Here is a 22,318-nt window from a genome sequence, read left to right on the forward strand (position 1 = left end):
TGGTGTAAACTGAAAATACAACTCTTATTCCACGTTCCGCCTATGCTTATTTCTAGCAGGAGGCAGTAAACGAGATTTTCCAAGGCTTTTAGCTTAATTTAATAACTAGGGGCATAGTAAATAAACTACCAATGCCCAATGCCCCATGCCCCAATATGTGTGCAAATCCTGCTGAGTTGCCTATCCTAAAAGTAGACGGCAAGGACAGTGGCATGACCAGTGAGATAACAAAATCAACAAACCTGAAAATAGCTGTAGTTGGCGACGTTCACGACCAATGGGAAGAAGACGATGGAATTGCACTCAAGCATTTGGGTGTGGACTTAGTGCTGTTTGTCGGGGATTTTGGTAATGAGTCGGTGGAGGTGGTGAGAGCGATCGCTTCTATTGATATTCCCAAAGCTGCTGTAATGGGCAACCACGATGCATGGTACACTGCCACAGAATGGGGACGGAAAAAATGTCCCTACGATCGCACCAAGGAAGACTGGGTTCAAGAACAACTCGATTTATTAGGTTCCGCCCATGTTGGTTATGGGAAGTTGGATTTTCCCCAATGGAATTTAACTGTCGTTGGCGGTCGTCCTTTTAGTTGGGGCGGGCCAGAATGGAGATATGCTGACATCTGCAAAGAACGTTACGGTGTAACGGATTTAGAAGAATCAGCGAATAAAATTGTGGCTGCGGTCAAAAGTGCGGCATACGATACGATTATTTTTCTGGGACACAACGGGCCTAGCGGCTTAGGTGATCGCCCAGAAGATCCCTGTGGTAAAGACTGGCTCCCGCTTGGCGGCGATTTTGGCGATCCGGATTTGGGTGAAGCGATTTCCCAGACTCTCAACGCTGGTAAAACCATTCCCCTGGTGACATTTGGACACATGCACCATAGCCTGCGACACACGAAAAAGGAGTTACGCAAGCCTTTGCTGAAAAGTCCAGAAGGAACAATTTACTTAAATGCGGCTAGCGTACCCAGGATAGTAGAAATTCAAGGCAAAAAACGGCGTAATTTCTCTTTAGTTACCCTAGAGGCGGGTGTGGTGTCCCAAGCCTCCCTAGTTTGGGTAGGCGATGATTACCAGGTAGTTTCAGAGGAAATTTTTTACGAGCGATCGCGTCCAGTAGTGCAATCTGCGTAGATGTAAGATATAGTATTATCTGTCAGCTTTTGTGCTAATCTATGAAAGCCTGTACATAGCAGATACACAAAATGCTAGACAGTTTACTGGAGAGGTGGCAGAGTGGTCGATTGCGTCTGACTTGAAATCAGATGAACCCGCAAGGGTTCCGGGAGTTCGAATCTCCCCCTCTCCGTTGAATGGGTTAAAAATAATTATAAAATCTCTAGAAATAACAGCTTTTATGAGAGGTTATTCACCTGCGATCCATCGCCTTTTTGCACACTCAGTAGCTATATCTTCGTATTGAAAGTTAAACTTTTTAGCGCTCAGTTTAGCTTGTATGTCTCGTAGGTCATAATCTAGTACCCAGTAACTTAAATATGCTTCAAACAACATATCAAAAAGAGTAATTATGCTGCCTGGTGGCATTGAAACATGACGCTGTATGTAATCAATCGCAGTGTAATCATCAGTCATAGCTTTACCACCAATACGTTTTGCTACTACAAAACAAGATAGTTCTGCATCACTAGCTTTTTTAGATTGAGGAATATTTGCCATTTCAACAAGGTCATCAATCTCTAAAGGATAAAGAGAAATTTCATGATTACTAACTAAATTGCAAAAATAATCCTTACTAATTGCGCGTTCGTTTTCAAATTCTAACTGTACATATATAGTAGTAATCACAGAATAACCAAGTTCTTTAAGAAGATAAAAACGCTGAATGTACATTAAATGTATGAGTGCACAGGTATCAATAACCACACTAGATTTCACAATCCGCCCACCCTTAAAAAAGTTCTAAAATCATTTAATATTTCGTATCCCTGTTCTAAAGGTAATAACAACATATTTAATAACTTGTGATAAGTTATACCTCCTCGTCTATATGCTTCAGTACATAATTCTATAAAATACCAGGAAAGTCCATGACTAATTAATTGTGTTAATCTTTCCTTCTGTCCTGTAGATAGATTTTGTGGAATTTCTGGATCGAATTTTTCTTGTGATTTAATAACTAGCCTCCTTTCATTCTTTATTTGCATATGTAATTCTTCACTAATCAATTTCATCTCTAGGAAACGAATAATTACAACTTGAGAATTTACTTTAAACTTTTCTGATGTAGAGATAATTGTATTTACTAAATCTTCTGGGTTTATATTTTTAATATTTTCTTCTATCCATTTTTGAGGAATTAAAAAATTTCCAGCAAAATTATTAGCACGCCATTCAATTCCATCATTATTTTTATTAAAGTAAGTAACTTCTTGACCAATAGATGAATCAAAAAGAGCATGACAGTATTCATGAGCAGCAGAAAAGTTCTGTCTATATAAGTCGTCAAGATAGTTGATTAAAATACAATGTCCAGCGGTTGGATGATGTATATATAAACCTGAAATATTACGGTCTTCTAGCTGACGTTTAAAAAGGTGAATACTTTGACTTCTTATTAAATCAAAAATATCTGATATTATTGATATTCCTAAGTTAAGACGTGTTCTTTCAAATCCAGCAGCTTCAGCACCTTGCTTTTTGAAATGGCTATGGCTAAATTTATACGTTGCATAATTTGGCAGAGGTTTTGATTTTTTTTGAAAAATATCTTGTTCTAAAAAACTTTCATATTCGCACAATCTTACAAACTGTTGGATAGCTATCCTGTCATTTTTTGATAGTGATGAATTAAGGCGAAACATTTCTTGTATTTGGGATTCTGCTGAAGGATAATCACCAGTGACAAAATAGCGAAAATCCCGCTGGTACAGTGATGCTAGTAAGACAACTTGATCGCCTGTTACTTTATATTGTCCGGATTCCAACTTATAATAGTTATCAGTACTGATTTGAAGTTTACTTGCTGCTTCTTCAGGCTGAATCAGTAGGCTTTCACGCGCTTCTCGTAGCTTTTTACCTAGCAAGATATAGTCAAATGCCATAGATGATATTTCCTATGATTTGATAAATCTTTTGCATTCATCAACCAAATTAATGCCTGTTTAATAATATACTTTTTTTACAGAATTGCCATATAATCACGCTTAGCTATTATTAGACAAGCGATCGCCAGTTGCTTTCCTAATATTTGTAATCTTTGCTCAAAATCAAAGTTATTAGCGATTATTACCCGGTGTTTTATACTGTCCTAACTGAGCAAAACGAATTTCAATCCGCCGACGTTTGGGATTATCGCTTCTGTCTGGTGGTGCAAATCCTCGGTCATCTGGTAATAGCAATTGCGCCGCAGAATAGGCTCGAAATTTTAGCTGCTTGAAAAGTCCTGATTTTTGTTGACGTTGCACATTTTGCAGTTCTTTAACTACTGCTAAGGCGCGCATTAAACCTAAATCAGCATTAGAACCAGGACATAAAATCGAAACATCTCGATTACGAGTAGCTACTTCTTCTAATTTGGTATCTAAATTACCGCCGTTTTGATTACTACATTTTAAATAACCAACTTCTTCACCATCTGTATGACCGATAACTTCAATAACATCAACTTTTTTATTACTATTTTCAATTTGCTTAATATTATTTTCAATTTCTTTTAAAATTATGCCATTTTGACCGATATCGGTTTTTAAATTACGTGGTAATACTGCGCTACCCGAAGGAAATTCATATTTTGCCGATGGTAGTTCAATAATTGTTGGCTTTTCATCTGCACCAGTTCCTATCTGGGCATCATTATTTTTTGAATTTCTGGCTATTACTAATAGTAGCAGTAGCGTCATAATCATAAAAGCATTAGACATTAAATCAGTAAAAGAAGTCCAGATGCTAAAAGTATCATTTATAGGTACAGTTCTTATTCTTCTTGGCATATTATTTTCACCCTTGAGGTTTAACTCAAGATTATTGTAATCTTGCTAATGCAGTTACTAAATTAGTCATATTAGTTTGAATTTGCTGCATAGCTTGATTGTTTTGCTCGAATTTTTCAGTAATCTTTTGTAATTGATTAATTTGATTATTTAATAGCGATGCATTTTGATTTAATGCTGAGACTAATTGCGTTGTATTCGTCTGAGAAGCTTGTGTAGTATTTTCAATTACTCCCACCAAACTCTGCAAGCGATTATTGTGTGTACCAACTTCCCCAGTATGGTGCGTTAAAGATGTTGTTAGTTGGGATACATTAGTGTTGAAAAATTGGCTGCTTGTTGACAGTTTATTGGCATTTTGCACTAGGCGATCGCTTACTTGTGTGAGGTTTTGTTGATTAGTTTGAATTAAGTTTTGGATTTTTGAAGAATTATTAACTAAAGTCTGACAAATAGCTTCTAGATTATCTGCATAGTCTTGTAATTTATCTATGGCGTTATCAAAAGAATTTGTCGAGTTACGTAGAGAATTTGTGATATCAGAAAAAGTTGTAGTTAGCTTTGCTAAGTTGTTAGTTGCACTACTTAAAACATTAGCGCCTGTTTGCATCGATTGCGAAGATTGATTCGCTACAGCTTGGAAATTATTCGCAGATGTATTAAGTGTACTAGATGCTGCTGTGACAGCATTTTGAAAATCTTGAGTGCTTTTCGGTAAAGTAGTGATAAAACTATTTAAGCTTTGGGAATATTTATCGATAGACTTGATTAAAACTTCTATTTTTTCAACTACAGTTGGCTGGTTTTGGGATAGCAAGAAATCATTATCTAGGTAATCTTCTAAAGAAATCAGCAGTTTATCTTTCTCTAACTCTAAATCATAAGTCGGATGAAATTTTGTCAAAAACACGCTTCCTGCTAAAGCTGCAAGACTACTTACAAACGCGATCGCCATTGAACCGATAATATCTGGTAAGGCTTGTTGTAATTGCAGTTCGCCGCCAGTATTTCTCCCGATTAAGAATAAATTCATTGTAATTCCCAAGAATGTCCCTAGTAAACCGAGAGCTAAAAGGGAGTTAGGAAGTAACTGATAGGAACGCTTATGTCTTTCCCAAATTTTTAATTCTGGGTTGTCACTACATCTTTTTTCTATTAAAGCTACTTTATTAATCTTCTCTAATTGGTATTTGCTAATACCTTGAACTTTCTGGACTAATTCAGCCTGAATTTTTTGTTGGATTGTATCTACTTGTTGAAGTAAATTTCTCTTCAGTCTGACACCATCAATCGTAGATTTAATAGTTAAAGTGACAAAACCCAAGACTATTAAATAAGGAAACCAAGGTATAGACGAAGGCTTAATTATATAAAGTAATAATAAAACTGCGCCAATTATTAATACACCAGAACGTATTGAAAGTTGATTCATAATTTAGCAACTTTAAAAGTATATTAGTAGATGACCTATATGTAATAAAACTTCTCAGTGTGTAAAATTCATCATAACATGTATTTTGTAGTATAAAATATGTTACATACTTGAATCAATGCTTGTATCACTAGACTTTTAGCCATGCTAAACATAGATAGTTAGGGTGCAGTAGTGAAATATATTTGCTGATACGGCAAACAAAGTAAGTATTTTTTGAATGCAATTGCTTAGGGACAATCTCTGCTAGGGTACTGTCAGATGAATACAGGGATATTTAAAATTATCGGTGGACGTTATGAGATTGTTGCATTACTTGGGGAAGGTGGTTTTAGCAAAACTTATCTAGCCAATGACTTGTTACAATCTGGAATGCATTATGCAGTTAAGCATTTTACGTTTTCTAGCACTAAACCAAGTGCAGTAACTACAGCCAAGAATCTCTTTCAACGAGAAGTAAATATTCTGCAAAAATTAAACGGACATCCGAATATACCGAGTTTCTTTGAATATGTGGAAGAAAATCAAGAATTTTATTTAATTCAACAATATATCCAGGGAAATACTTTAAGTGAAAAAATTCAATCTCAGCAAAATCTCGCAGAGTCTGAAGTTATCCAAATTATCGATAAATTAATTAATATCCTCGAATTTGTCCATGAAAATAATGTTATTCATCGAGATATTAAGCCAGATAATATAATTATAGATAAAGACGATAATTTATTTTTAATTGACTTTGGGGCTGTCAAAGAATTTATTGCTCAAAATACTCAGCTACAAAAACCAGGAACGCAAATATATACCCAAGGCTATGCACCAATAGAACAGATGCGAGGATATCCCCGATTTAATAGTGATATTTACGCGCTAGGAATGACTGCAATTGAAGCACTCACAGGTTTAGAACCTCAAGCTTTAACCTTGGATATTTACGGAGAAATTGTCTGGAGAGATAAAGCAGAAGTTAGCGATTGGCTAGCAAATATATTATCGAAAATGGTGCGCCATGAATTTAGTGCTAGATATCAAACAGTTTTCGATATAAAACGAGATTTAAATCCAAATCAATCTGCAACAAACTTAGTACCAACACAAGCGATCGCACCATCGTTCAATATATATCAAACAAGCAATGAATCCACAAGTAATATGATTCTTTATACAATCATGGGTGTGTTATCGATTGTTGCTATCCTTTATGCTGCTGGATTACTACCAGGAACAAGAAATACTCCGCCGAAGAGACAACAGGCTTTATTGCTAGAAATAATTGTAAATTTGAATGCTCAAACGCAAGCGATCGCAATAAATAACCAAACCTCTGTGATGCATGGTAGATGCTAGAGCGATCCAATATCTGTACTCATACCAGGATATAATTATTCTTGCACGACCTCGACTAATTCCTCAATCATTACGTCAAAAGTGCGTGCTAACTTCAAAATTGCGGTAAAATCTACAGTTGCCAGTCCAGGCGATCGCGCGTAGGTTCTGAGAGTACTATACACCACACCAGAACGGTCAGATACCTCTTTCAGCGTCCAACCCCTATCCGCAGCAAATTCTCTAATCTTTAACCGAACCATTCCCATAATTTACTTGACAAATGACTTATATGAGTCGTTTAATAATTATAGCTTAAATAATAACAATCGCCCTCTGGCCTGGAAAACTAAAGGGCGATTGCGTTGAAGTTGATCGCGTACATTCTGTTTACAGAGATGTTCTCTGTGAGAACGGTACGCATTTCCTTTAAACAGAAGGCATTCCCTTTAAGCAGAAATCCCATTCTTTTTAAACAGAAATTTAGTCTTATGTTATCATCCCTCAAGCCCAAAGCGCTTGTCATCCGTGAATCAAAAATTATTCATAAATCAGCGATCGTTCATCCATTAGCGCGATTTGTCACCGAAGAAGCTATTTGTTTAAGATTCCAAATTAATCGTGAAGATATATATACAGTGGAATGCTGGCGCTACATAATTTACGTTCATGGTAAAGGCGTGAGTAAATTTGTGAGCTATGCTGATTTTCCGCCAATTTTGGGTGTAAAAGCACCGACGCAAAGCGATGTTGCAAAATGGCGTAGACGCTGGCGCAAGCAACATGAACCCCATCGCCACAAGCAAGCGCCTCATTGGTGGGGAGAATTTTTTATTGATGAATTCTCTCAAGCACACTCAGAGGCTATGTTACATAGTTGGGTAGAACTAGTTGAGTCAATTCAATTTGCTTTTAATACAGAAAAGTTAGCAGAATTGCGAAATAGCTATCAACAAGAAAAATTGCTTTTGAGAAGCTAAAACACTGACAGAGCAAATGGACTCAGCCCTTAGCTAATCCTTGGTCGGGTTCCGATCAGCAAGCTGCCTTTTCTCTTGTGATAAACTGACTAAGATTATTTGTTCTGCTATCAAGATGGTTAGCCTACCGCATCCAATCCAGTATCAGGGTAGTAAAAGAAATCTTGCCTCAGATATTCTCAAGTTTTTTCCTCATAAGGTAAACCGGTTGGTAGAGCCTTTTACTGGAACTGCAGCTATTAGTATTGCTACTGCTGCTAAACGCATTTCTCAAAACTTTTGGCTTAATGACCTAAACAAGCCATTGATTGAGCTATTGGAGCTAATTGTAGAAAAACCACATGAAATAGTGAACGCTTATACAAATATATGGAATGAGCAGCATCATGATTCTATAAATCACTACTTTGAGGTTAGAGAAAATTTTAATAAAACCAATGATCCAAAACTTTTTTTGTATTTATTAGCTCGATGTGTAAAAGGGGCTGTTCGCTATAACTCTGACGGATACTTCAATCAAAGTCCTGATAAAAGGCGTAAGGGTACTCAACCTGAGAAGATGAAGAAAAACATAGAAGGAGTTTCTACTCTTTTGAAAGGTAAATGTAAATTTACATGCCTAGATTACAGAGAAGTGTTAGCCGAGGTAAAAACTAGTGATTTTGTTTATATAGACCCTCCCTATCAAGGTGTATGCGGAAATAGAGATTCAAGATATTTCTCTGGAATTCATTTTGATGATTTTGTCCTAGCCCTTGAACAGTTAAATCGCAGAGAAGTAGCGTTTGCAATCAGTTATGATGGCAGACGAGGCAATAAAGTCTTTGGTAATACATTACCTTGGGAATTGGGACTCAGAAAGATTGAAATCGAAGTAGGGAGATCATCACAAGCAACGTTGCTGGGTAAAGATGAAATAACAGTAGAATCTTTATATTTATCGCCAAATTTAGCAGATGGGCAGTTGTCAGATTTTGCCAGCTATATTAGCAAATCACCAAACCAACTGACCTCAATGGGAAAGCATGGACAGTTTTCAACAGTTACCTGATGATTTCATAAAACTTTGTCAGTCGGTCACCGCTAAAAGACCTAAGGCTGTTATTGACCACATTTTGCAATACGGTTTTGTAACAACGGAAGACTTGAAACAAATATATGGCTATAATCATCCTCCAAGGGCGGCTAGAGATGTTAGAGAACATGGAATTCCTCTAGAAACTTTCCGCGTCACAGGGAGTGATGGAAGAAAAATAGCTGCCTACAAGTTTGGAGATATTAGCAAGGCAAGGTTTTCCAGACTTTCTGGTAGAACAGGCTTATCCAAACAAATTAAAGATGAGTTGATTACGAAATATGGTTGCAAGTGCTTTATCTACTTAGAGAAAGTTGATGAGCGTGAATTGCAAATTGATCATCGTATTCCATTTGAAGTTGATGGAGAACCGGATTTAGAACCAGAAAATTTTATGCTGCTTTGTGGCTCTGCTAATCGAGCTAAATCTTGGTCATGTGAGCATTGTGAAAATTGGAACAACATTCAGGATAAATCTATTTGCTTGTCTTGTTACTGGGCATATCCAGAAAGTTACACACATATTGCAATGCGGCAAGTTAGAAGAGTAGATCTTTTATGGGAAGGAGACGATATTGAGATATATGAAAGGTTAAAACAACGGGCGATCAGTCTAGAAAAAGAAATACCTGAATTTGTTAAGGAAATAATCGAACGGGAGATAAATCTAAACAGTGAAGGCTAAAAAACCCAGTGCGGCGGACTAAAGAATCTGTAAGTAAATTTCTGTAATAACTTATCTAATACAAAGACGCTTTCTTACTAGAAAAGGAATTAGCAAGGAAAGCGTCTCAAAAATGAAAATCAATTGTGCGATCAATAAAAATTGCTATTGGTCAGCTTTTTGACTAGCACGATTAGCACGCGCTTCAGCTGAAGCCATTACTTCATCCATATTCTCTAAAACTTCACCGGGGAAATTCTCTAAAACTCTGGTAGAAAGTGCAACTCTTCCTTTACCTTCGTCTAAGTCAATAATTACCGCTTTAATTGGCTGACCAATTTGAAATACTTTATCGAGAGACTCAATAAACTTTTGGCTGACTTGCTTAATATGCAGTAAAGCACTGACACCATCTAAATCGATAAAGACACCAAAAGGTTTAATACCTGTGACTTTACCTTCCACTAATTGACCGAGTTCTAATAAACTAAAGCTGCTCGAACGAGTTGCTAAACGCTGGGAAAGGATCAGCTTTTTGTTATTACGGTCTACTTCTAAGAAACCAGCTGTGAGAGTTTGACCTTTGAGTGCTTCTAAATTATCACGCTCAATCAAGTGCGATCGCGGAATAAATCCCCGCAAAGATTGAATATCAACAGTCACACCACCTTTATTTACCCCAGTTACCCGCACTGGTACAGTCTGGGAATTTTCCTGCATTTGCGCCAATTTTTCCCAGATATGCTTAATTTCTAACTGTTTACGCGACAGCATTACCTGCCCTTCTGCATCCTGCTCGCGGATAATTAAAAACTCTAGTTCCTCTTGCAGTGGTAAAACTTCAGATAAATCGGTAACTGCTCTCAAAGAAGCCTCATCACGGGGAATAAAAGCTGACGATTTACCGCCAATATCAACGTAAGCGCCATCAGGGTCAAGCTGGAATACTTTACCATGCACTATCTGCCCTTTTTGAAACTGATAATCGTGTTTTTCCAGCGCTTTGGCAAAATCGTCCATTGTAAATGGCGAATTGGCTGTTTGAGAACGTTTCGATTCGGAATTCATGACGTTTGAAGATAAATTGTTAGTAGTCAGTTGTCAGTGGTCAGTGGTCAGTTGTGAGTAGTTTGGTTTTTTTGGTTACCATAATTCACAACTGGAGAACTTACAGGATCAGTTGCTGTAGACTAACTGCTGACTATTGATGCCTGACAACTGACGGTGTAGGTTTATTAGGCCCGTTGACCAAAGAGTTGTTTTACCTGCTCCCAAGCATCGGCTGCAACTTTAGGATTATAGCTGGCGCGACGGTCGCAGAAAAATCCGTGATCAGCTCCATCGTAGCGAAAGACACGGTGCTGAATCTTGTATTTTTCTAACGCTGCTGCAATTTCGTCTACCTGTTCCGCAGGAATACTGCTGTCTTCCATCCCAAATAATACATAAAGCGTACCTTTAATATCTTGAGTACGTTTCACCGTCGGTTCACCACCCCCTGGTGTACGGGTAGTAATTCCTGCACCATAAAAGGAAGCAGTAGCTTTGATATCTGGTATGGTAGCAGCAAGATATGCTACATGACCGCCAAAACAGAAGCCAATACAGCCGAAGCTATCTTGCTTAACATTTGGCAGGGTTTTGAGGTAATCAATTGTAGCTTGAATATCGCCCAATAACTCTGAGGCTTTAGTTTGCATGGCATAGCCTCTACCAATTTCGATATCTTCAGAAGTATAGCCAGTTTCAAAGCCCGGTGCTTGACGTTGGAACAGTGCAGGAGCGATCGCCACATAACCCTCTTTAGCGATTCGTTCTGTGACATCGCGAATATGCTCGTTCACCCCGAAAATCTCCTGCAACACTACAATTGCTGGGTAAGAGCCTGATGCCCGCGGTTGTGCTAAGTAAGCTACTATTGAAAGATTATCTTGAGAAATTTGAACTGTTGTGGTGTCGATTGCTTGCTCTGTCATAATAGTTTTTACCAGGGTTGCACGAACATTTGATATAAATATGCCAGTATCTCGAAGCTTTCTGCCATCAGATTATCAACTAACAAAAGTCAGTATACGAGAGATTTTCCTTAGAGAAATTCCAAGTAGCAGATGCAGCTGGTAACATGCCGCTATTAGCACTTAAGAGGTTTGGTGATGATTCAGTTCCGTATTCAGCCAGACAGTGAAATTCCCGCATCCACCCAGCTGTTTAATCAAATCCGGTTTGCGATCGCTTCCCGGCAATATCCACCTGGGTATAAACTACCAAGCACGCGGGCACTGGCAATGCAAACAGGCTTACACCGCAATACAATTAGTAAAGTTTATCGTCAGTTAGAAGAAGACGGATTTGTCGAAAGTCTAGCTGGTTCCGGGATTTATGTCCGCGCCCAAGGTCATGAGGGTGGTAGCAAACTGCAATCACCTATCCTCAAACAACATCCCGAAGCAGATAAAATTGTCCAGCAAGCACTTGATGAACTACTTTCTCAAGGTTGTTCGCTGTCGGAAGCGCGAGAATTATTTTTAGCAGAAATAGATTGGCGCTTGCGTTGTAGCGCTCAGGTGTTAGTAGCTGTACCTACTTACGACATCGGTGCAGGTGAATTGATGGTTTATGAATTAGAAAAAGACCTGCGAATACCGATCCAGTTGATCCCAATGGAAGAATTAGCATCTGTTCTAGATAAAACTTCCTCGGCTACAGTCGTCACTAGTCGGTATTTTATTAGCGAGGTAGAAAGCATCGCCGCGCCAAAAGCCGTCAGGGTGATTCCCCTAGATATTTACGACTATTCCAAAGAACTGAACCTGCTGAAAACTTTACCCAAAGAGAACTGCGTTGGTATAGTGAGTCTTAGTTCCGGAATCGCCCGCGCGGCTGAAGTAATTCTTCACGGGTTGCGGGGAGATGAACTACTGGTGATGACTACCCAACCAAAAGACGCTTACAAACTACAAGCGATCGTTAAGCGGGCTGAAGTAATTATCAGCGATCAAGCAAGTTTTGCCTTGGTGCAAGCAGCAGTACAAGCTGCTGCGGAAGATATTATTCGTCCGCCCAAGTTGATTAAGGTTGATAATTATATTGGTAGTAAGTCGATTAATTTATTAAAACGGGAATTGGGTTTAGGTTAATTTTTATCTCTGTGTCCTTTGATGGTTAAGCAAAGGCGCAGAGACGCAAAAAGGAGAGCGATCGCTATTAGAGTGTGTTTTAAAATTGATTACCTGTGGCTTTAAACACTTGTCGATTGAGAACAGTTGCATGATGCGATCGCATTACCTAAAAAACAACGTCTCAACTCTAGGATTTTTCCAAACTTAGATTGAAGTAGTGAAAAGTTTATGATTGGGCGATATTAAAGTTGTAAGAATTAAATTATCAACTATTTAGAGGTGTGGCGATGGCTTCACCATTTCCGGGGATGAACCCCTATTTAGATAATCCCATTATTTTCGCTCAGAAATCCACAATCTGCTCATAGCTGCTATTTTCCGAAAATTGAATCCGCAATTGCGTCCTAAATATAAAGTTGCCATTGAAAAGCGAATATACCAAGCAATTGATGAAGATTCTTTACTAGTTGGTGTTGCTGATGTCGCGGTGCAATCTAGTTTGGTTAAGTGATGTTTTAAAAGAGAAGGGATTGAGAAATTAATAAATCAGATTTACGCAAATTTTACAAAAAATTCAATTTTTTCTTCTCAACAATTTCTTCACCGTTATAAGTCACACGCTCTATGTTTCAATCCCTAATAGGGATTAATTGAAATTTTAACGAATACTTGAATGGTAGAAAATACAAGTTTGCTGGTTTCAATCCCTAATAGGGATTAATTGAAATTTTAACGTATCGATACTTTTGGCAAACTCTACAGCCTTATCGTTTCAATCCCTAATAGGGATTAATTGAAATTTTAACACGCCACTCATGCAGCAGACTTGCGTTGCTTCGTTTCAATCCCTAATAGGGATTAATTGAAATTTTAACAAAAATTTGATGCTTGGATGCATAGATTCCAGCATGTTTCAATCCCTAATAGGGATTAATTGAAATTTTAACGGCTTGGCATCTCTCCCAAACTGCAAGATGAAAATGTTTCAATCCCTAATAGGGATTAATTGAAATTTTAACGAAAACTTTAAACCACAGAAAAGCGCCCATACTTAGGTTTCAATCCCTAATAGGGATTAATTGAAATTTTAACGCATAAATATTTTCATTAGTTCGCATGTACTAGAATAATCGTTTCAATCCCTAATAGGGATTAATTGAAATTTTAACATACATGCGATCGCCATCCCTGGACATTCAGCAAGGGTTTCAATCCCTAATAGGGATTAATTGAAATTTTAACTTCCCCGGTGGTCACATATCATTAGCTGGCGCTAACTCTCCGTTTCAATCCCTAATAGGGATTAATTGAAATTTTAACCCTACTTGTCGAGCAATCATTTTTCTAGCTCTCCCTGTTTCAATCCCTAATAGGGATTAATTGAAATTTTAACCTTTAACTACTTTTTTTAAATAAGACGGTTTAGCGTTTCAATCCCTAATAGGGATTAATTGAAATTTTAACACAGAGTTTTTGAATCATTAGAAGAAACGATACTTACAAGTTTCAATCCCTAATAGGGATTAATTGAAATTTTAACCTGAAAAAGGTTTAAAAGATGTTGAAAAACTTTTTAGTTTCAATCCCTAATAGGGATTAATTGAAATTTTAACAGCGGAAGCCCGAAAGTTAAGCAATATAAGGTTTTCAAGGTTCTGGTGCGCGGATGAGTAAATCATAACACAAGCTATAGAAAACAAGCAAACCCAAAATCGCTGAAAGTCAGTCTGCGTAAGGTGCGCGGACAATAGATAAGTAATTAACTGGTGAAATTCTTACAGATAAGGAGTTTCAGCTATTTGTGTCAAAATCCTATTTTCAACACCTACCCATCCGCGCATTCTGCATAGGAAATTGTCATTCCCTTAATCAACTGCTACGGGAATTTGCAAAAATTCCCCCACTCGCCGCAGGTAAGTAGACGCATCTTCTAACATAGGAAAATGTGCTGTATCAGGAATCATCGCAAACTCAACATTATCATTCATTGCCGCAGCTTGCCGTCCCATTGGAGCCGGAATAATTTTGTCATACTCCCCCGCAACTAACAGTACGGGTACTGTCAATTTAGCAAACTCCTGAGGCATCACTTCCGATTGGGCTTTACTTACCGAAGTAAAAATTGTCCCTAAAGCCGCATCATAATCAGCTTCAAGAAAATCTTGTAAAAAAGCTTGGCGTTCGGCTTTGGGTATGGGGCGATGCAGAAACCTCGCCATAAACATCCTGTCAACAAAGGGTATTTTATTTAACCACTTGGGACGGAATTTAACTACATAGCCACCGAATTTATGAAAAGCTGCAAAGGCTTTTTCATCATATTCAAAAATTCCGCTACAAGTCAAAATTCCCCGTTCAACTTTCTGGGGATAGCGGTTAAAAAACAAAGCAGCGATGGATGCGCCCATCGAATGAGCGTTAATATAAACACGCTGAAGCTGCAATTCTTCTAACAATGCAGCCAAATCATCAGCGTATTCTTCTAATTCATAAGTTAATTCTTGAATTGCTGCGGCTTCTTCAGCAAGCGATCGCGATTCGGCAACAGATTCACTAGCTTGGATTATACTTGGTTTACCACGAGAACGCCCAAATCCTCGTAAATCGTACAGCAAACAATCAAATTGATCTACTAAAGCATTAGCCGTACTGCGCCAGTACCTAGCCGAACCAGCCCAACCGTGGATGAAAACCATCACTGGCTTTACCCAGGAATTAGATGGTTTTTTCACCCACTCATAATAATGCTCAACACCACGAACCTTAATGTAAGGCATTGGTCAATTGTCCTTTGTCATTAGTCATTTGTTTTTTATTATTGATTATTTTTTGGTGCTAAAAACTATTGACTGATGACTGTTGACTGCGGTCACTGAAGCTCTGTCGAAGTGTTGACTGTTATGCTGATTCTGGCTTCGGTAGGGAAGAGGGATGTACTAAAAGTTCGGCAGTGGAACGCTTCTCTACCATTTCTCGCGTCACTGTACAGCGAGTTACATCCTTACGAGATGGTAACTCATACATGACATCTAACATCAGTTCCTCGACAATGCCCCGTAATGCTCTCGCACCAGTTTTGCGGCGATAGGCTTCTTGAGCGATCGCTCGCAAGGCTTCTGGTTTAAAGTCTAATTGGACATTATCCATCTTCAGCAGTTTTTGGTACTGCTTGACTAAGGCGCTGCGTGGTTGGGTGAGAATCGCCATCAAAGCTTCTTCATCTAACGGATCTACCACGGCTACCATTGGTATCCGCCCGATAAATTCCGGAATCATGCCAAATTTCACTAAATCGTCTGGCTCTAAATAGCGGAGCGTATCGGCTGCTCGTTTTTCTTTGGTTTGTCCTTCTCCCGGTTGTACAAAGCCGATTGACTTTTTGCCCACTCTCTGATCTACAACCTTCTCTAAACCTACGAAGGCTCCACCACAGATAAATAGGATGTTGCTGGTATCAATCTGGATGCAATCTTGATAGGGATGTTTCCGGCCGCCTTGGGGTGGTACATTAGCGATCGTTCCTTCGAGCATTTTCAGCAAAGCTTGCTGTACGCCTTCACCAGAGACATCGCGGGTAATTGAAGGGTTCTCACTCTTGCGGGCAATTTTATCAATTTCGTCGATGTAGATAATTCCCCGTTGCGCTTCTTCCACATCCAAATCTGCCACCTGTAACAGTCGCAGCAAGATGTTTTCCACATCTTCGCCCACATACCCAGCTTCTGTTAAAGTTGTGGCATCGGCAACAGCAAAGGGCACATCAAGAATTTTTGCTAGGGTTTGCGCCAAAAGTGTTTTGCCACAGCCAGTCGGGCCGATTAACAAAATATTTGACTTTTGCAGTTCTACAGCGTCTTCTGTCCCTGGTTTACCACTCGCTTTCGACTGAACTATTGCCAGCCGCTTATAGTGGTTGTAAACCGCCACTGACAGGACTTTTTTGGCTTCGTCTTGACCAATAACGTGTTCGTCTAGATACTTTTTAATCTCTCTAGGTTTGGGTATTTGGTTAAACGAAAGACTGGAAGAGCGGGTACGGCGTTTTTGCGGAGGCTCGGATTTTGGTGCTGGTTGCGACGCGGCGGCACCATTAGTGTCGAGCAATTCCTCATCAAGTATTTCATTACACAAGTCAACGCATTCATCGCAGATGTAGACTCCCGGCCCTGCGATCAATTTACGCACCTGCTCTTGAGACTTGCCACAAAACGAACATTTTAAATGGGAGTCGTACTTAGACATACCAGCCTCTTATTTCAGAATGGTGACGTTTTCCCCTGGTGTGGGAATATTTTGTCTGGAAATGACTTGGTCAATCAAACCGTAGGTTTTCGCTTCTTCTGCCGACATAAAAAAGTCGCGTTCTGTATCTGCTTCAATTCTTTCTAAGGATTGACCAGTATGCTGAGACAGTAACTGATTTAATTTACCCTTAATGTAAAGAATTTCTCTGGCTTGAATTTCGATGTCAATTGCTTGCCCTTGCGCACCACCAAGCGGTTGGTGAATCATAATCCGAGAGTCGGGTAAAGACATACGCTTACCCTTAGTCCCTGCTGTGAGCAAAAAGGCCCCCATGCTAGCGGCTAATCCAAAACAGATAGTTACAACATCGGGACGGATTTGTTGTATTGTATCATAGATTGCCATGCCTGCGTAGACCGAACCACCAGGAGAATTAATGTATAGCTGAATGTCCTTTTCAGAGTCTTCAGCATCCAGGAATAATAATTGAGCAACAATCGAATTGGCAACAGCATCATCGATTGGCGTTCCCAAAAAGATAATCCGCTCTCTGAGCAGGCGGGAGTAGATATCAAATGCCCTTTCTCCCATACCCGATTGTTCTACCACCATTGGTACAATGTTGTTTGGGCCGCTTAAGTGAGAATTGATATTGATTTGACTTAAGCTGTTAATTGGGTAATTTCCCGACTGCGATAAAAGCATAAAAAAATATTTGACAACTAAGTGGGACAAACAGCGAAGCAGCAATAAACTGCCTCTTTAACTAATTTAGATTTTCATTTGCTCTGTGTGTTAACCATTATGCCTCATCTAAATTTTTCTCGTTTAACCCAGTATCTCGCGAAGATAGCACTAGATGTGGTGATTTCTTTAACATTTGTTAACCATTCTAGCGGGAAAATTGGGATGTGGGGCATTGGGCATTGGGCATTGGGCATTGGGTATAGGTTATAGGTTATTTCTCCTCTGCTTCCTCTGCTTCCTCTGCTTCCTCTGCCCTCTACAGCCTATTCCCCTTCAGTTGCAGCCGCTTCGCTAGTTTCTGCTGCGCTTTCTGGGGCTGATTCTGCTGCTTCCTCGTCTGGGGTACTTAAAGAACCTTCGGGGACAAGTTCTACTGTTGAGTTTTCTAACAGCCAATCAACGATTTTTTCGGTTGCTAGTTCGTTTTCCACTACAGAAAGTAGTCTATCCTCGTCCACTTCTTCTTCTGGGTACTGCTCCAGCAACTCTGTGACTCTAGCTTGAATTTCTGCGTCTGTCACCTGGAGAGATTCGCGTTTGCTGATTTCCCGTAAGGCGAGGGAACGTTGTAGGCGTTCAATGGCTTCATCACGCGATCGCGCCCGTAACTGGGGAATAATATCTTGGGTGAATAATTTCCTGACATCCAATCCTTGCTGCGATAGCCTGATAGCTGTTTGTGTCAGCATAGCATCGACTTCTTGCTCAATTAAAGTTGCGGGTAAGTCAACTTTTACGTGCTTCAGTAGTTCGGCTAATAAGGCTTCTTGCTGATTAGTTTTGGTTTTTTGTTCGGCTTCTTTTTGATAGCGCTCTTCTAAAGAAGCTCTTAATTCCGCTAAGGTATCAAAGTCGCTGACTTCTTGGGCAAAGTCATCATCCAATTCTGGTAATTCTTTTTCCTTGAGTTCCTTGAGTGTCACGGTAAACAAAGCTGGTTTACCTGCTAACTCTTCATTAGCATAAGGATCGGGGAATTGAGCAGAAATTTCTTTGGTTTCCCCAGGATTCATCCCTACAATGCCAGAAACAAATCCGGGAATAAACCGATCTTCGTATAATTCCACTTGAAAATCCGATGCTTCGCCACCGGGAATTGGGGTAGGTTCTGCGGATTCGTCTTCACCCTCAGCTTTAGTTAATACGCCTTTAAAATCTAAAACAGCGGTATCGCCAATTTGGGCTGCACGTCCTTCCACGGGAATCAAAGTGCCGAGTTTTTGCCGTTCTTGATCGAGAACTTCATCAACGCGAGCCGGATCGTATTTGATTTCCTCAGCTTTGGCTTGCAAACCTGTATATTTTTCTAGCTCGATTTCTGGTTCTACATCAACAGCCGCAGAAAAAGTCAGTGGTTGCCCTGGTTGATAATTATTAATTAATTCTTCAAAGTCAGAGCGTAACTGTGGTTGTCCAATTGCTTTAATGTCTTCTTGTTTAACAGCTTTTTCTATGCCATCTTGAATTAGTTCTTCTAGGGCGGCTGCTTTGATGCGAGTGGTACCTAGGCGCTGGAGCAATATTTGCCGAGGCACTTTGCCTTTGCGAAACCCAGGAATATTGGCAGTACTGGCTAGGTTTTTAATTACCTGTTCGTAGGTTTGTTTGGTAATCTCTGGTGTAATCTCTATTTCCAGCCCTATTTGACTGGCGGGAAGTTTTTCCTGGGTGACTTTCATGCTTCGTCTCTGATTTCTGGTATTTTTAACTCCGAGTACAGACACGCACGCGATCGCTCGCTGCTGTTCGTTGCTATCTCTTGGCTGGATCGGGCATCATGAGAATCCTAATCTCAATCTGTGCCCGGCAGCAGAGATCCAGTGTACTGCTAATGGCAAATGACTGAACACTTTAGTGCAATAAGTTTACCGATCGCACCTCTACGGTTGATGACAATCAATGTTTCATCCTCATTCCCCAAGACTGTTGCGTCATGCAAAACCACAAAATTATCTACTGATATTGGGGGTTGCACACTCCATATCTAAGCACATAAGTGGATTTATGATTCAGAGGGCTAACAGCGTGATATCCTGGTTTTCAAGTAGGAATTTGCAATCCCAGTCGGGATTTATTGGCACTGACGGCTCTACTGCATAGCTCAGTCGATTGTTTTGCTGGTTTTAGTTCACTTGGATCATAGTACATCCATCATCTAGGCAGCACAATTTCCCAGGCACAATTGTTGACTGAACTGGAAAATCATGAAACTCCAACAATACTTAATTACAGAATTTTAATTCTTTCATCGCTAATAAATTCGTTGTATAATAATATAATTTAAAGAAAAGTAACAAAATATGAATGTCAGCAAAAGAAAGTAAATAAGGCAAAAGCGAAGCGTTACTAAATTTATTAAAATCAAGAAATCTTCAATAATATCTATAGGGAAAGCCCTAGGGATAAATTAATAAAAGTAAATAATTAAATAAAATTTATTTAAAGTTAATGTTTACTACTCCTATTCCTTAGTGAAATAAGTTTTGTATTTTTTGCATCTGTTAAATAAATCATAAATAACCTCTTAAAGGAGGAAGTAAGGTTGTCTAAATCCTATAATGTAGCTATTCTGGGCGCAACTGGTGCAGTGGGCACTGAGTTGTTGGAATTACTAGAAAGCCGGAATTTCCCGGTAGCAAATTTAAAATTGTTAGCCTCCGAGAGGAGTGTGGGGCGGACAATCTCCTTTAAAGGAGAAAATTTACCAATAGAGGCAGTCAGCGATCGCGCCTTTGAAGGTGTAGATATTGTCCTTGCCAGTGCTGGTGGTTCCACATCCAAAGCTTGGGCCCCCAAAGCCGTAGAAAAAGGCGCAGTTGTCATCGATAACTCTAGTGCCTTCCGGATGCAAGAGTCCGTACCTTTAATCGTCCCAGAGGTAAATCCCCAAGCCGCAGCAACTCATCAAGGCATCATTGCCAACCCCAATTGCACGACAATTTTAATGGCAGTGGCAATCTGGCCGTTACATCAAATTCAACCGATCAAAAGGCTAGTAGTCGCCACTTATCAGTCTGCCAGTGGTGCAGGTGCCAAAGCAATGGCAGAAGTGCAAACCCAATCCCAGGCGATTTTAGCAGGCAAAACCCCAGTCGCCGAAGTATTACCTTATCCGTTGGCATTTAATCTCTTTCCCCACAATTCTCCTTTAACCGATTGGGGCTATTGTGAAGAAGAAATGAAAATGGTCAACGAAACCCGTAAAATCTTTAGTAACCAACAAATAAGAATTACTGCCACTTGTGTGCGGGTTCCCGTACTTCGCGCCCACTCAGAAGCAGTTAATATAGAATTCGAGACCCCCTTTAGCCCAGAGTCAGCTAGAGAAATTTTAAGCCACTCTCCTGGAGTTAAGTTGGTAGAAGATTGGCAATCAAATCACTTCCCTATGCCAATTGAAGCCACTGGTCGAGATGAAGTTTTAGTAGGCAGAATTCGTCAAGACATTTCTCATCCTTGTGGTTTAGAACTGTGGCTATGTGGCGATCAAATTCGTAAAGGTGCAGCATTAAACGCAGTGCAAATTGCTGAGTTATTAGTAGAAAAAAATCTACTAAAACCATTAGCTATTAGTCATTAGTCAATTGTCAATTGTCATTCGTCATGGGTTTTAGACAACTGACAACTAACAACTGACAGTTGACAACTGACAATTATGAAAATAAAACCACCAAGCGAAAAATAACAAAAAGGATAATCAGGAGTACAAAAAGGGTGGGAGATTTTGGTAGAGTTTTAACCGCTATGATTACGCCGTTTAAAGAAGACGGTAGTGTCAACTATGATGTAGCGGCAGAACTAGCAGCACATCTAGCGAATAACGGTACAGATACATTGGTGGTATGTGGTACAACAGGTGAATCTCCTACCTTAACTTGGGATGAGGAGTATCAGCTGTTTGTGGAAGTGTTGCAGGCGGTAGCGGGAAAAGCCAAAGTCATCGCCGGCTGTGGTTCTAATTCCACCAAAGAAGCGATCGCCGCCACTCAAAAGGCAGCTAAAATAGGAGTACATGGGACTCTACAAGTTGTCCCCTATTACAATAAACCGCCCCAAGCTGGACTGTATCAGCACTTTCAAGCGGTAGCGCAAGCCTGTCCCGACTTACCTATCCTGTTGTATAACATTCCCGGTCGTACTGGACAAAACCTCAGTTCAGAAACAGTTGCCCGGTTAGCGGAGATTAATAATATTGTTGGTATAAAAGAAGCTAGTGGGAGTTTAGACCAAGCAAGTGAAATTCGCCGCTTGACACCAAAAGAATTTCAGATTTACGCTGGAGATGATTCTTTAACTTTGCCTTTGTTAGCGATCGGTGCTAAAGGTGTGGTGAGCGTAGCTTCGCATCTGGTAGGAAACCAACTACAGCAGATGATCCAAGCCTTTAATGTCGGAAAATTTGAAGTAGCGACTGCAATACATCTGCAACTTTTTCCGCTGTTTAAAGCTTTATTTTTAACTACAAATCCCATTCCCGTGAAAACAGCATTAAAAATTCAAGGTTGGGAGGTTGGTTCAACTCGGCTACCTTTATGTGAAGCTGAACCAGAAATTAGTCACAAGTTAGAGGTGGTTCTCAAAGAACTTAGTTTAATCTAAGTAGCAGCTTGTTACTTGCTAGCAAGTTCAGGGTTACTACAGATACATAAGAAACAAGGAAAATACATAATTTTTACCAGGTACAGTGGCAACTCCTGTGTTACGACTGAATAGCTATAATATGAATCCTTCAGCGTAAAATCCATTTTTATTGAACAAACAATAGAAAAATC

21 protein-coding genes, 1 tRNA gene and 1 CRISPR repeat array are annotated in these 22,318 nt (G+C 39.6%); of the genes, 11 read left to right on the top strand and 11 right to left on the bottom strand.

Features of this window, described 5'->3' with window-relative positions:
- Positions 1–212: 212 nt before the first annotated feature.
- Entirely contained in the window at positions 213–1,142 is a 930-nt protein-coding gene (locus tag H6G41_RS19980; RefSeq protein ID WP_190747988.1) for a TIGR04168 family protein, read from the top strand.
- Between the two features lie 88 nt (positions 1,143–1,230).
- Positions 1,231–1,317, top strand: a tRNA-Ser gene (locus H6G41_RS19985).
- A gap of 56 nt (positions 1,318–1,373) precedes the next feature.
- On the opposite strand, the gene H6G41_RS19990 is transcribed toward H6G41_RS19985, so the two are convergent.
- The 4 genes from H6G41_RS19990 to H6G41_RS20005 form a co-directional block, all read right to left on the bottom strand.
- Entirely contained in the window at positions 1,374–1,904 is a 531-nt protein-coding gene (locus H6G41_RS19990; RefSeq protein WP_190747928.1) for a hypothetical protein, read from the bottom strand.
- A complete protein-coding gene (locus H6G41_RS19995; protein ID WP_190747929.1) occupies positions 1,901–3,070 on the bottom strand; it encodes an ImmA/IrrE family metallo-endopeptidase in 1,170 nt (389 codons plus the stop codon). The genes H6G41_RS19990 and H6G41_RS19995 overlap by 4 nt, the downstream gene beginning before the upstream one ends.
- Before the next feature lie 174 nt (positions 3,071–3,244).
- Positions 3,245–3,958 carry a flagellar motor protein gene (locus H6G41_RS20000; RefSeq protein WP_190747930.1) on the bottom strand — a complete coding sequence of 238 codons (714 nt, stop codon included), beginning with the start codon at positions 3,956–3,958 and terminating at the stop codon, positions 3,245–3,247.
- Positions 3,959–3,989: 31 nt separating this feature from the next.
- Positions 3,990–5,390: a hypothetical protein gene (locus H6G41_RS20005; RefSeq protein ID WP_190747931.1), complete on the bottom strand. Its 1,401-nt coding sequence runs from the start codon at positions 5,388–5,390 to the stop codon at positions 3,990–3,992.
- Positions 5,391–5,651: 261 nt separating this feature from the next.
- On the opposite strand from H6G41_RS20005, the gene H6G41_RS20010 reads away from it, so the two are divergent.
- On the top strand, positions 5,652–6,737 hold the full coding sequence (locus H6G41_RS20010; RefSeq protein WP_190747932.1) for a serine/threonine-protein kinase: 1,086 nt from the start codon (positions 5,652–5,654) through the stop codon (positions 6,735–6,737).
- Positions 6,738–6,772: 35 nt separating this feature from the next.
- Here the strand turns inward: H6G41_RS20010 and H6G41_RS20015 are convergent, their stop codons facing one another.
- A complete protein-coding gene (locus H6G41_RS20015; protein WP_190747933.1) occupies positions 6,773–6,985 on the bottom strand; it encodes a helix-turn-helix transcriptional regulator in 213 nt (70 codons plus the stop codon).
- A 222-nt stretch (positions 6,986–7,207) separates the two neighbouring features.
- Between H6G41_RS20015 and H6G41_RS20020 the strand changes: the two genes are divergently transcribed.
- The 3 genes from H6G41_RS20020 to H6G41_RS20030 all read left to right on the top strand — a co-directional run bounded on the left by H6G41_RS20020 (position 7,208) and on the right by H6G41_RS20030 (position 9,456).
- Positions 7,208–7,696 (top strand): hypothetical protein, encoded by a 489-nt coding sequence (locus tag H6G41_RS20020; RefSeq protein ID WP_190747934.1) that lies wholly within the window; start codon positions 7,208–7,210, stop codon positions 7,694–7,696.
- Between the two features lie 115 nt (positions 7,697–7,811).
- Positions 7,812–8,747, top strand: coding sequence for a DNA adenine methylase (locus H6G41_RS20025; RefSeq protein WP_190747935.1), 936 nt, complete (start codon positions 7,812–7,814; stop codon positions 8,745–8,747).
- Entirely contained in the window at positions 8,722–9,456 is a 735-nt protein-coding gene (locus tag H6G41_RS20030; RefSeq protein ID WP_190747936.1) for an HNH endonuclease signature motif containing protein, read from the top strand. The genes H6G41_RS20025 and H6G41_RS20030 overlap by 26 nt, the downstream gene beginning before the upstream one ends.
- 144 nt (positions 9,457–9,600) lie before the next feature.
- On the opposite strand, the gene H6G41_RS20035 is transcribed toward H6G41_RS20030, so the two are convergent.
- Positions 9,601–10,503, bottom strand: a complete 903-nt coding sequence (locus H6G41_RS20035; RefSeq protein ID WP_190632018.1) for a S1 RNA-binding domain-containing protein — start codon at positions 10,501–10,503, stop codon at positions 9,601–9,603.
- Between the two features lie 167 nt (positions 10,504–10,670).
- Positions 10,671–11,411 (bottom strand): dienelactone hydrolase family protein, encoded by a 741-nt coding sequence (locus tag H6G41_RS20040; protein ID WP_190747937.1) that lies wholly within the window; start codon positions 11,409–11,411, stop codon positions 10,671–10,673.
- Between the two features lie 177 nt (positions 11,412–11,588).
- On the opposite strand from H6G41_RS20040, the gene H6G41_RS20045 reads away from it, so the two are divergent.
- The 3 genes from H6G41_RS20045 (at position 11,589) to H6G41_RS20050 (ending at position 13,065) form a co-directional block, all read left to right on the top strand.
- Complete coding sequence (locus H6G41_RS20045; RefSeq protein WP_190747938.1) at positions 11,589–12,572, top strand: GntR family transcriptional regulator; 984 nt, start codon at positions 11,589–11,591, stop codon at positions 12,570–12,572.
- 290 nt (positions 12,573–12,862) lie between these two features.
- Complete coding sequence (locus H6G41_RS35815; protein ID WP_277878163.1) at positions 12,863–12,922, top strand: hypothetical protein; 60 nt, start codon at positions 12,863–12,865, stop codon at positions 12,920–12,922.
- Positions 12,923–12,951: 29 nt separating this feature from the next.
- On the top strand, positions 12,952–13,065 hold the full coding sequence (locus tag H6G41_RS20050; protein WP_277878164.1) for a DUF4058 family protein: 114 nt from the start codon (positions 12,952–12,954) through the stop codon (positions 13,063–13,065).
- A gap of 115 nt (positions 13,066–13,180) precedes the next feature.
- Positions 13,181–14,167: direct repeats of the CRISPR family, unit length 37 nt; unit sequence GTTTCAATCCCTAATAGGGATTAATTGAAATTTTAAC.
- Between the two features lie 252 nt (positions 14,168–14,419).
- Here H6G41_RS20050 and H6G41_RS20055 read toward each other — a convergent pair.
- From H6G41_RS20055 to tig, 4 genes are all read right to left on the bottom strand, one after another.
- Entirely contained in the window at positions 14,420–15,331 is a 912-nt protein-coding gene (locus tag H6G41_RS20055) for an alpha/beta fold hydrolase (RefSeq protein WP_190747939.1), read from the bottom strand.
- 121 nt (positions 15,332–15,452) lie between these two features.
- Entirely contained in the window at positions 15,453–16,796 is a 1,344-nt protein-coding gene (clpX, locus tag H6G41_RS20060; RefSeq protein ID WP_096644909.1) for an ATP-dependent protease ATP-binding subunit ClpX, read from the bottom strand.
- Positions 16,797–16,805: 9 nt separating this feature from the next.
- Positions 16,806–17,504 (bottom strand): ATP-dependent Clp endopeptidase proteolytic subunit ClpP, encoded by a 699-nt coding sequence (clpP, locus tag H6G41_RS20065; protein ID WP_190747940.1) that lies wholly within the window; start codon positions 17,502–17,504, stop codon positions 16,806–16,808.
- 305 nt (positions 17,505–17,809) lie between these two features.
- Positions 17,810–19,225: a trigger factor gene (gene tig, locus H6G41_RS20070; RefSeq protein ID WP_190747941.1), complete on the bottom strand. Its 1,416-nt coding sequence runs from the start codon at positions 19,223–19,225 to the stop codon at positions 17,810–17,812.
- 863 nt (positions 19,226–20,088) lie between these two features.
- Here tig and H6G41_RS20075 point away from each other — a divergent pair.
- Both H6G41_RS20075 and dapA read left to right on the top strand, forming a co-directional pair.
- Positions 20,089–21,126 carry an aspartate-semialdehyde dehydrogenase gene (locus H6G41_RS20075; protein WP_190747942.1) on the top strand — a complete coding sequence of 346 codons (1,038 nt, stop codon included), beginning with the start codon at positions 20,089–20,091 and terminating at the stop codon, positions 21,124–21,126.
- 134 nt (positions 21,127–21,260) lie between these two features.
- Complete coding sequence (dapA, locus tag H6G41_RS20080) at positions 21,261–22,145, top strand: 4-hydroxy-tetrahydrodipicolinate synthase (RefSeq protein ID WP_190747943.1); 885 nt, start codon at positions 21,261–21,263, stop codon at positions 22,143–22,145.
- Positions 22,146–22,318 lie beyond the last annotated feature (173 nt).

This window comes from Tolypothrix sp. FACHB-123 (genome assembly GCF_014697075.1).
Taxonomy (GTDB): domain Bacteria; phylum Cyanobacteriota; class Cyanobacteriia; order Cyanobacteriales; family Nostocaceae; genus Aulosira.

Bases quoted from the DNA above. Each gene is read 5' to 3' on its own strand.
- H6G41_RS19980 (WP_190747988.1), top strand. From the start codon at position 213: ATGACCAGTGAGATAACAAAATCAACAAACCTGAAAATAGCTGTAGTT.
- H6G41_RS19995 (WP_190747929.1), bottom strand. From the start codon at position 3,070: ATGGCATTTGACTATATCTTGCTAGGTAAAAAGCTACGAGAAGCGCGT.
- H6G41_RS20000 (WP_190747930.1), bottom strand. From the start codon at position 3,958: ATGCCAAGAAGAATAAGAACTGTACCTATAAATGATACTTTTAGCATC.
- H6G41_RS20005 (WP_190747931.1), bottom strand. From the start codon at position 5,390: ATGAATCAACTTTCAATACGTTCTGGTGTATTAATAATTGGCGCAGTT.
- H6G41_RS20010 (WP_190747932.1), top strand. From the start codon at position 5,652: ATGAATACAGGGATATTTAAAATTATCGGTGGACGTTATGAGATTGTT.
- H6G41_RS20015 (WP_190747933.1), bottom strand. From the start codon at position 6,985: ATGGGAATGGTTCGGTTAAAGATTAGAGAATTTGCTGCGGATAGGGGT.
- H6G41_RS20020 (WP_190747934.1), top strand. From the start codon at position 7,208: ATGTTATCATCCCTCAAGCCCAAAGCGCTTGTCATCCGTGAATCAAAA.
- H6G41_RS20025 (WP_190747935.1), top strand. From the start codon at position 7,812: ATGGTTAGCCTACCGCATCCAATCCAGTATCAGGGTAGTAAAAGAAAT.
- H6G41_RS20030 (WP_190747936.1), top strand. From the start codon at position 8,722: ATGGACAGTTTTCAACAGTTACCTGATGATTTCATAAAACTTTGTCAG.
- H6G41_RS20035 (WP_190632018.1), bottom strand. From the start codon at position 10,503: ATGAATTCCGAATCGAAACGTTCTCAAACAGCCAATTCGCCATTTACA.
- H6G41_RS20040 (WP_190747937.1), bottom strand. From the start codon at position 11,411: ATGACAGAGCAAGCAATCGACACCACAACAGTTCAAATTTCTCAAGAT.
- H6G41_RS20045 (WP_190747938.1), top strand. From the start codon at position 11,589: ATGATTCAGTTCCGTATTCAGCCAGACAGTGAAATTCCCGCATCCACC.
- H6G41_RS20055 (WP_190747939.1), bottom strand. From the start codon at position 15,331: ATGCCTTACATTAAGGTTCGTGGTGTTGAGCATTATTATGAGTGGGTG.
- clpX (WP_096644909.1), bottom strand. From the start codon at position 16,796: ATGTCTAAGTACGACTCCCATTTAAAATGTTCGTTTTGTGGCAAGTCT.
- clpP (WP_190747940.1), bottom strand. From the start codon at position 17,504: ATGCTTTTATCGCAGTCGGGAAATTACCCAATTAACAGCTTAAGTCAA.
- tig (WP_190747941.1), bottom strand. From the start codon at position 19,225: ATGAAAGTCACCCAGGAAAAACTTCCCGCCAGTCAAATAGGGCTGGAA.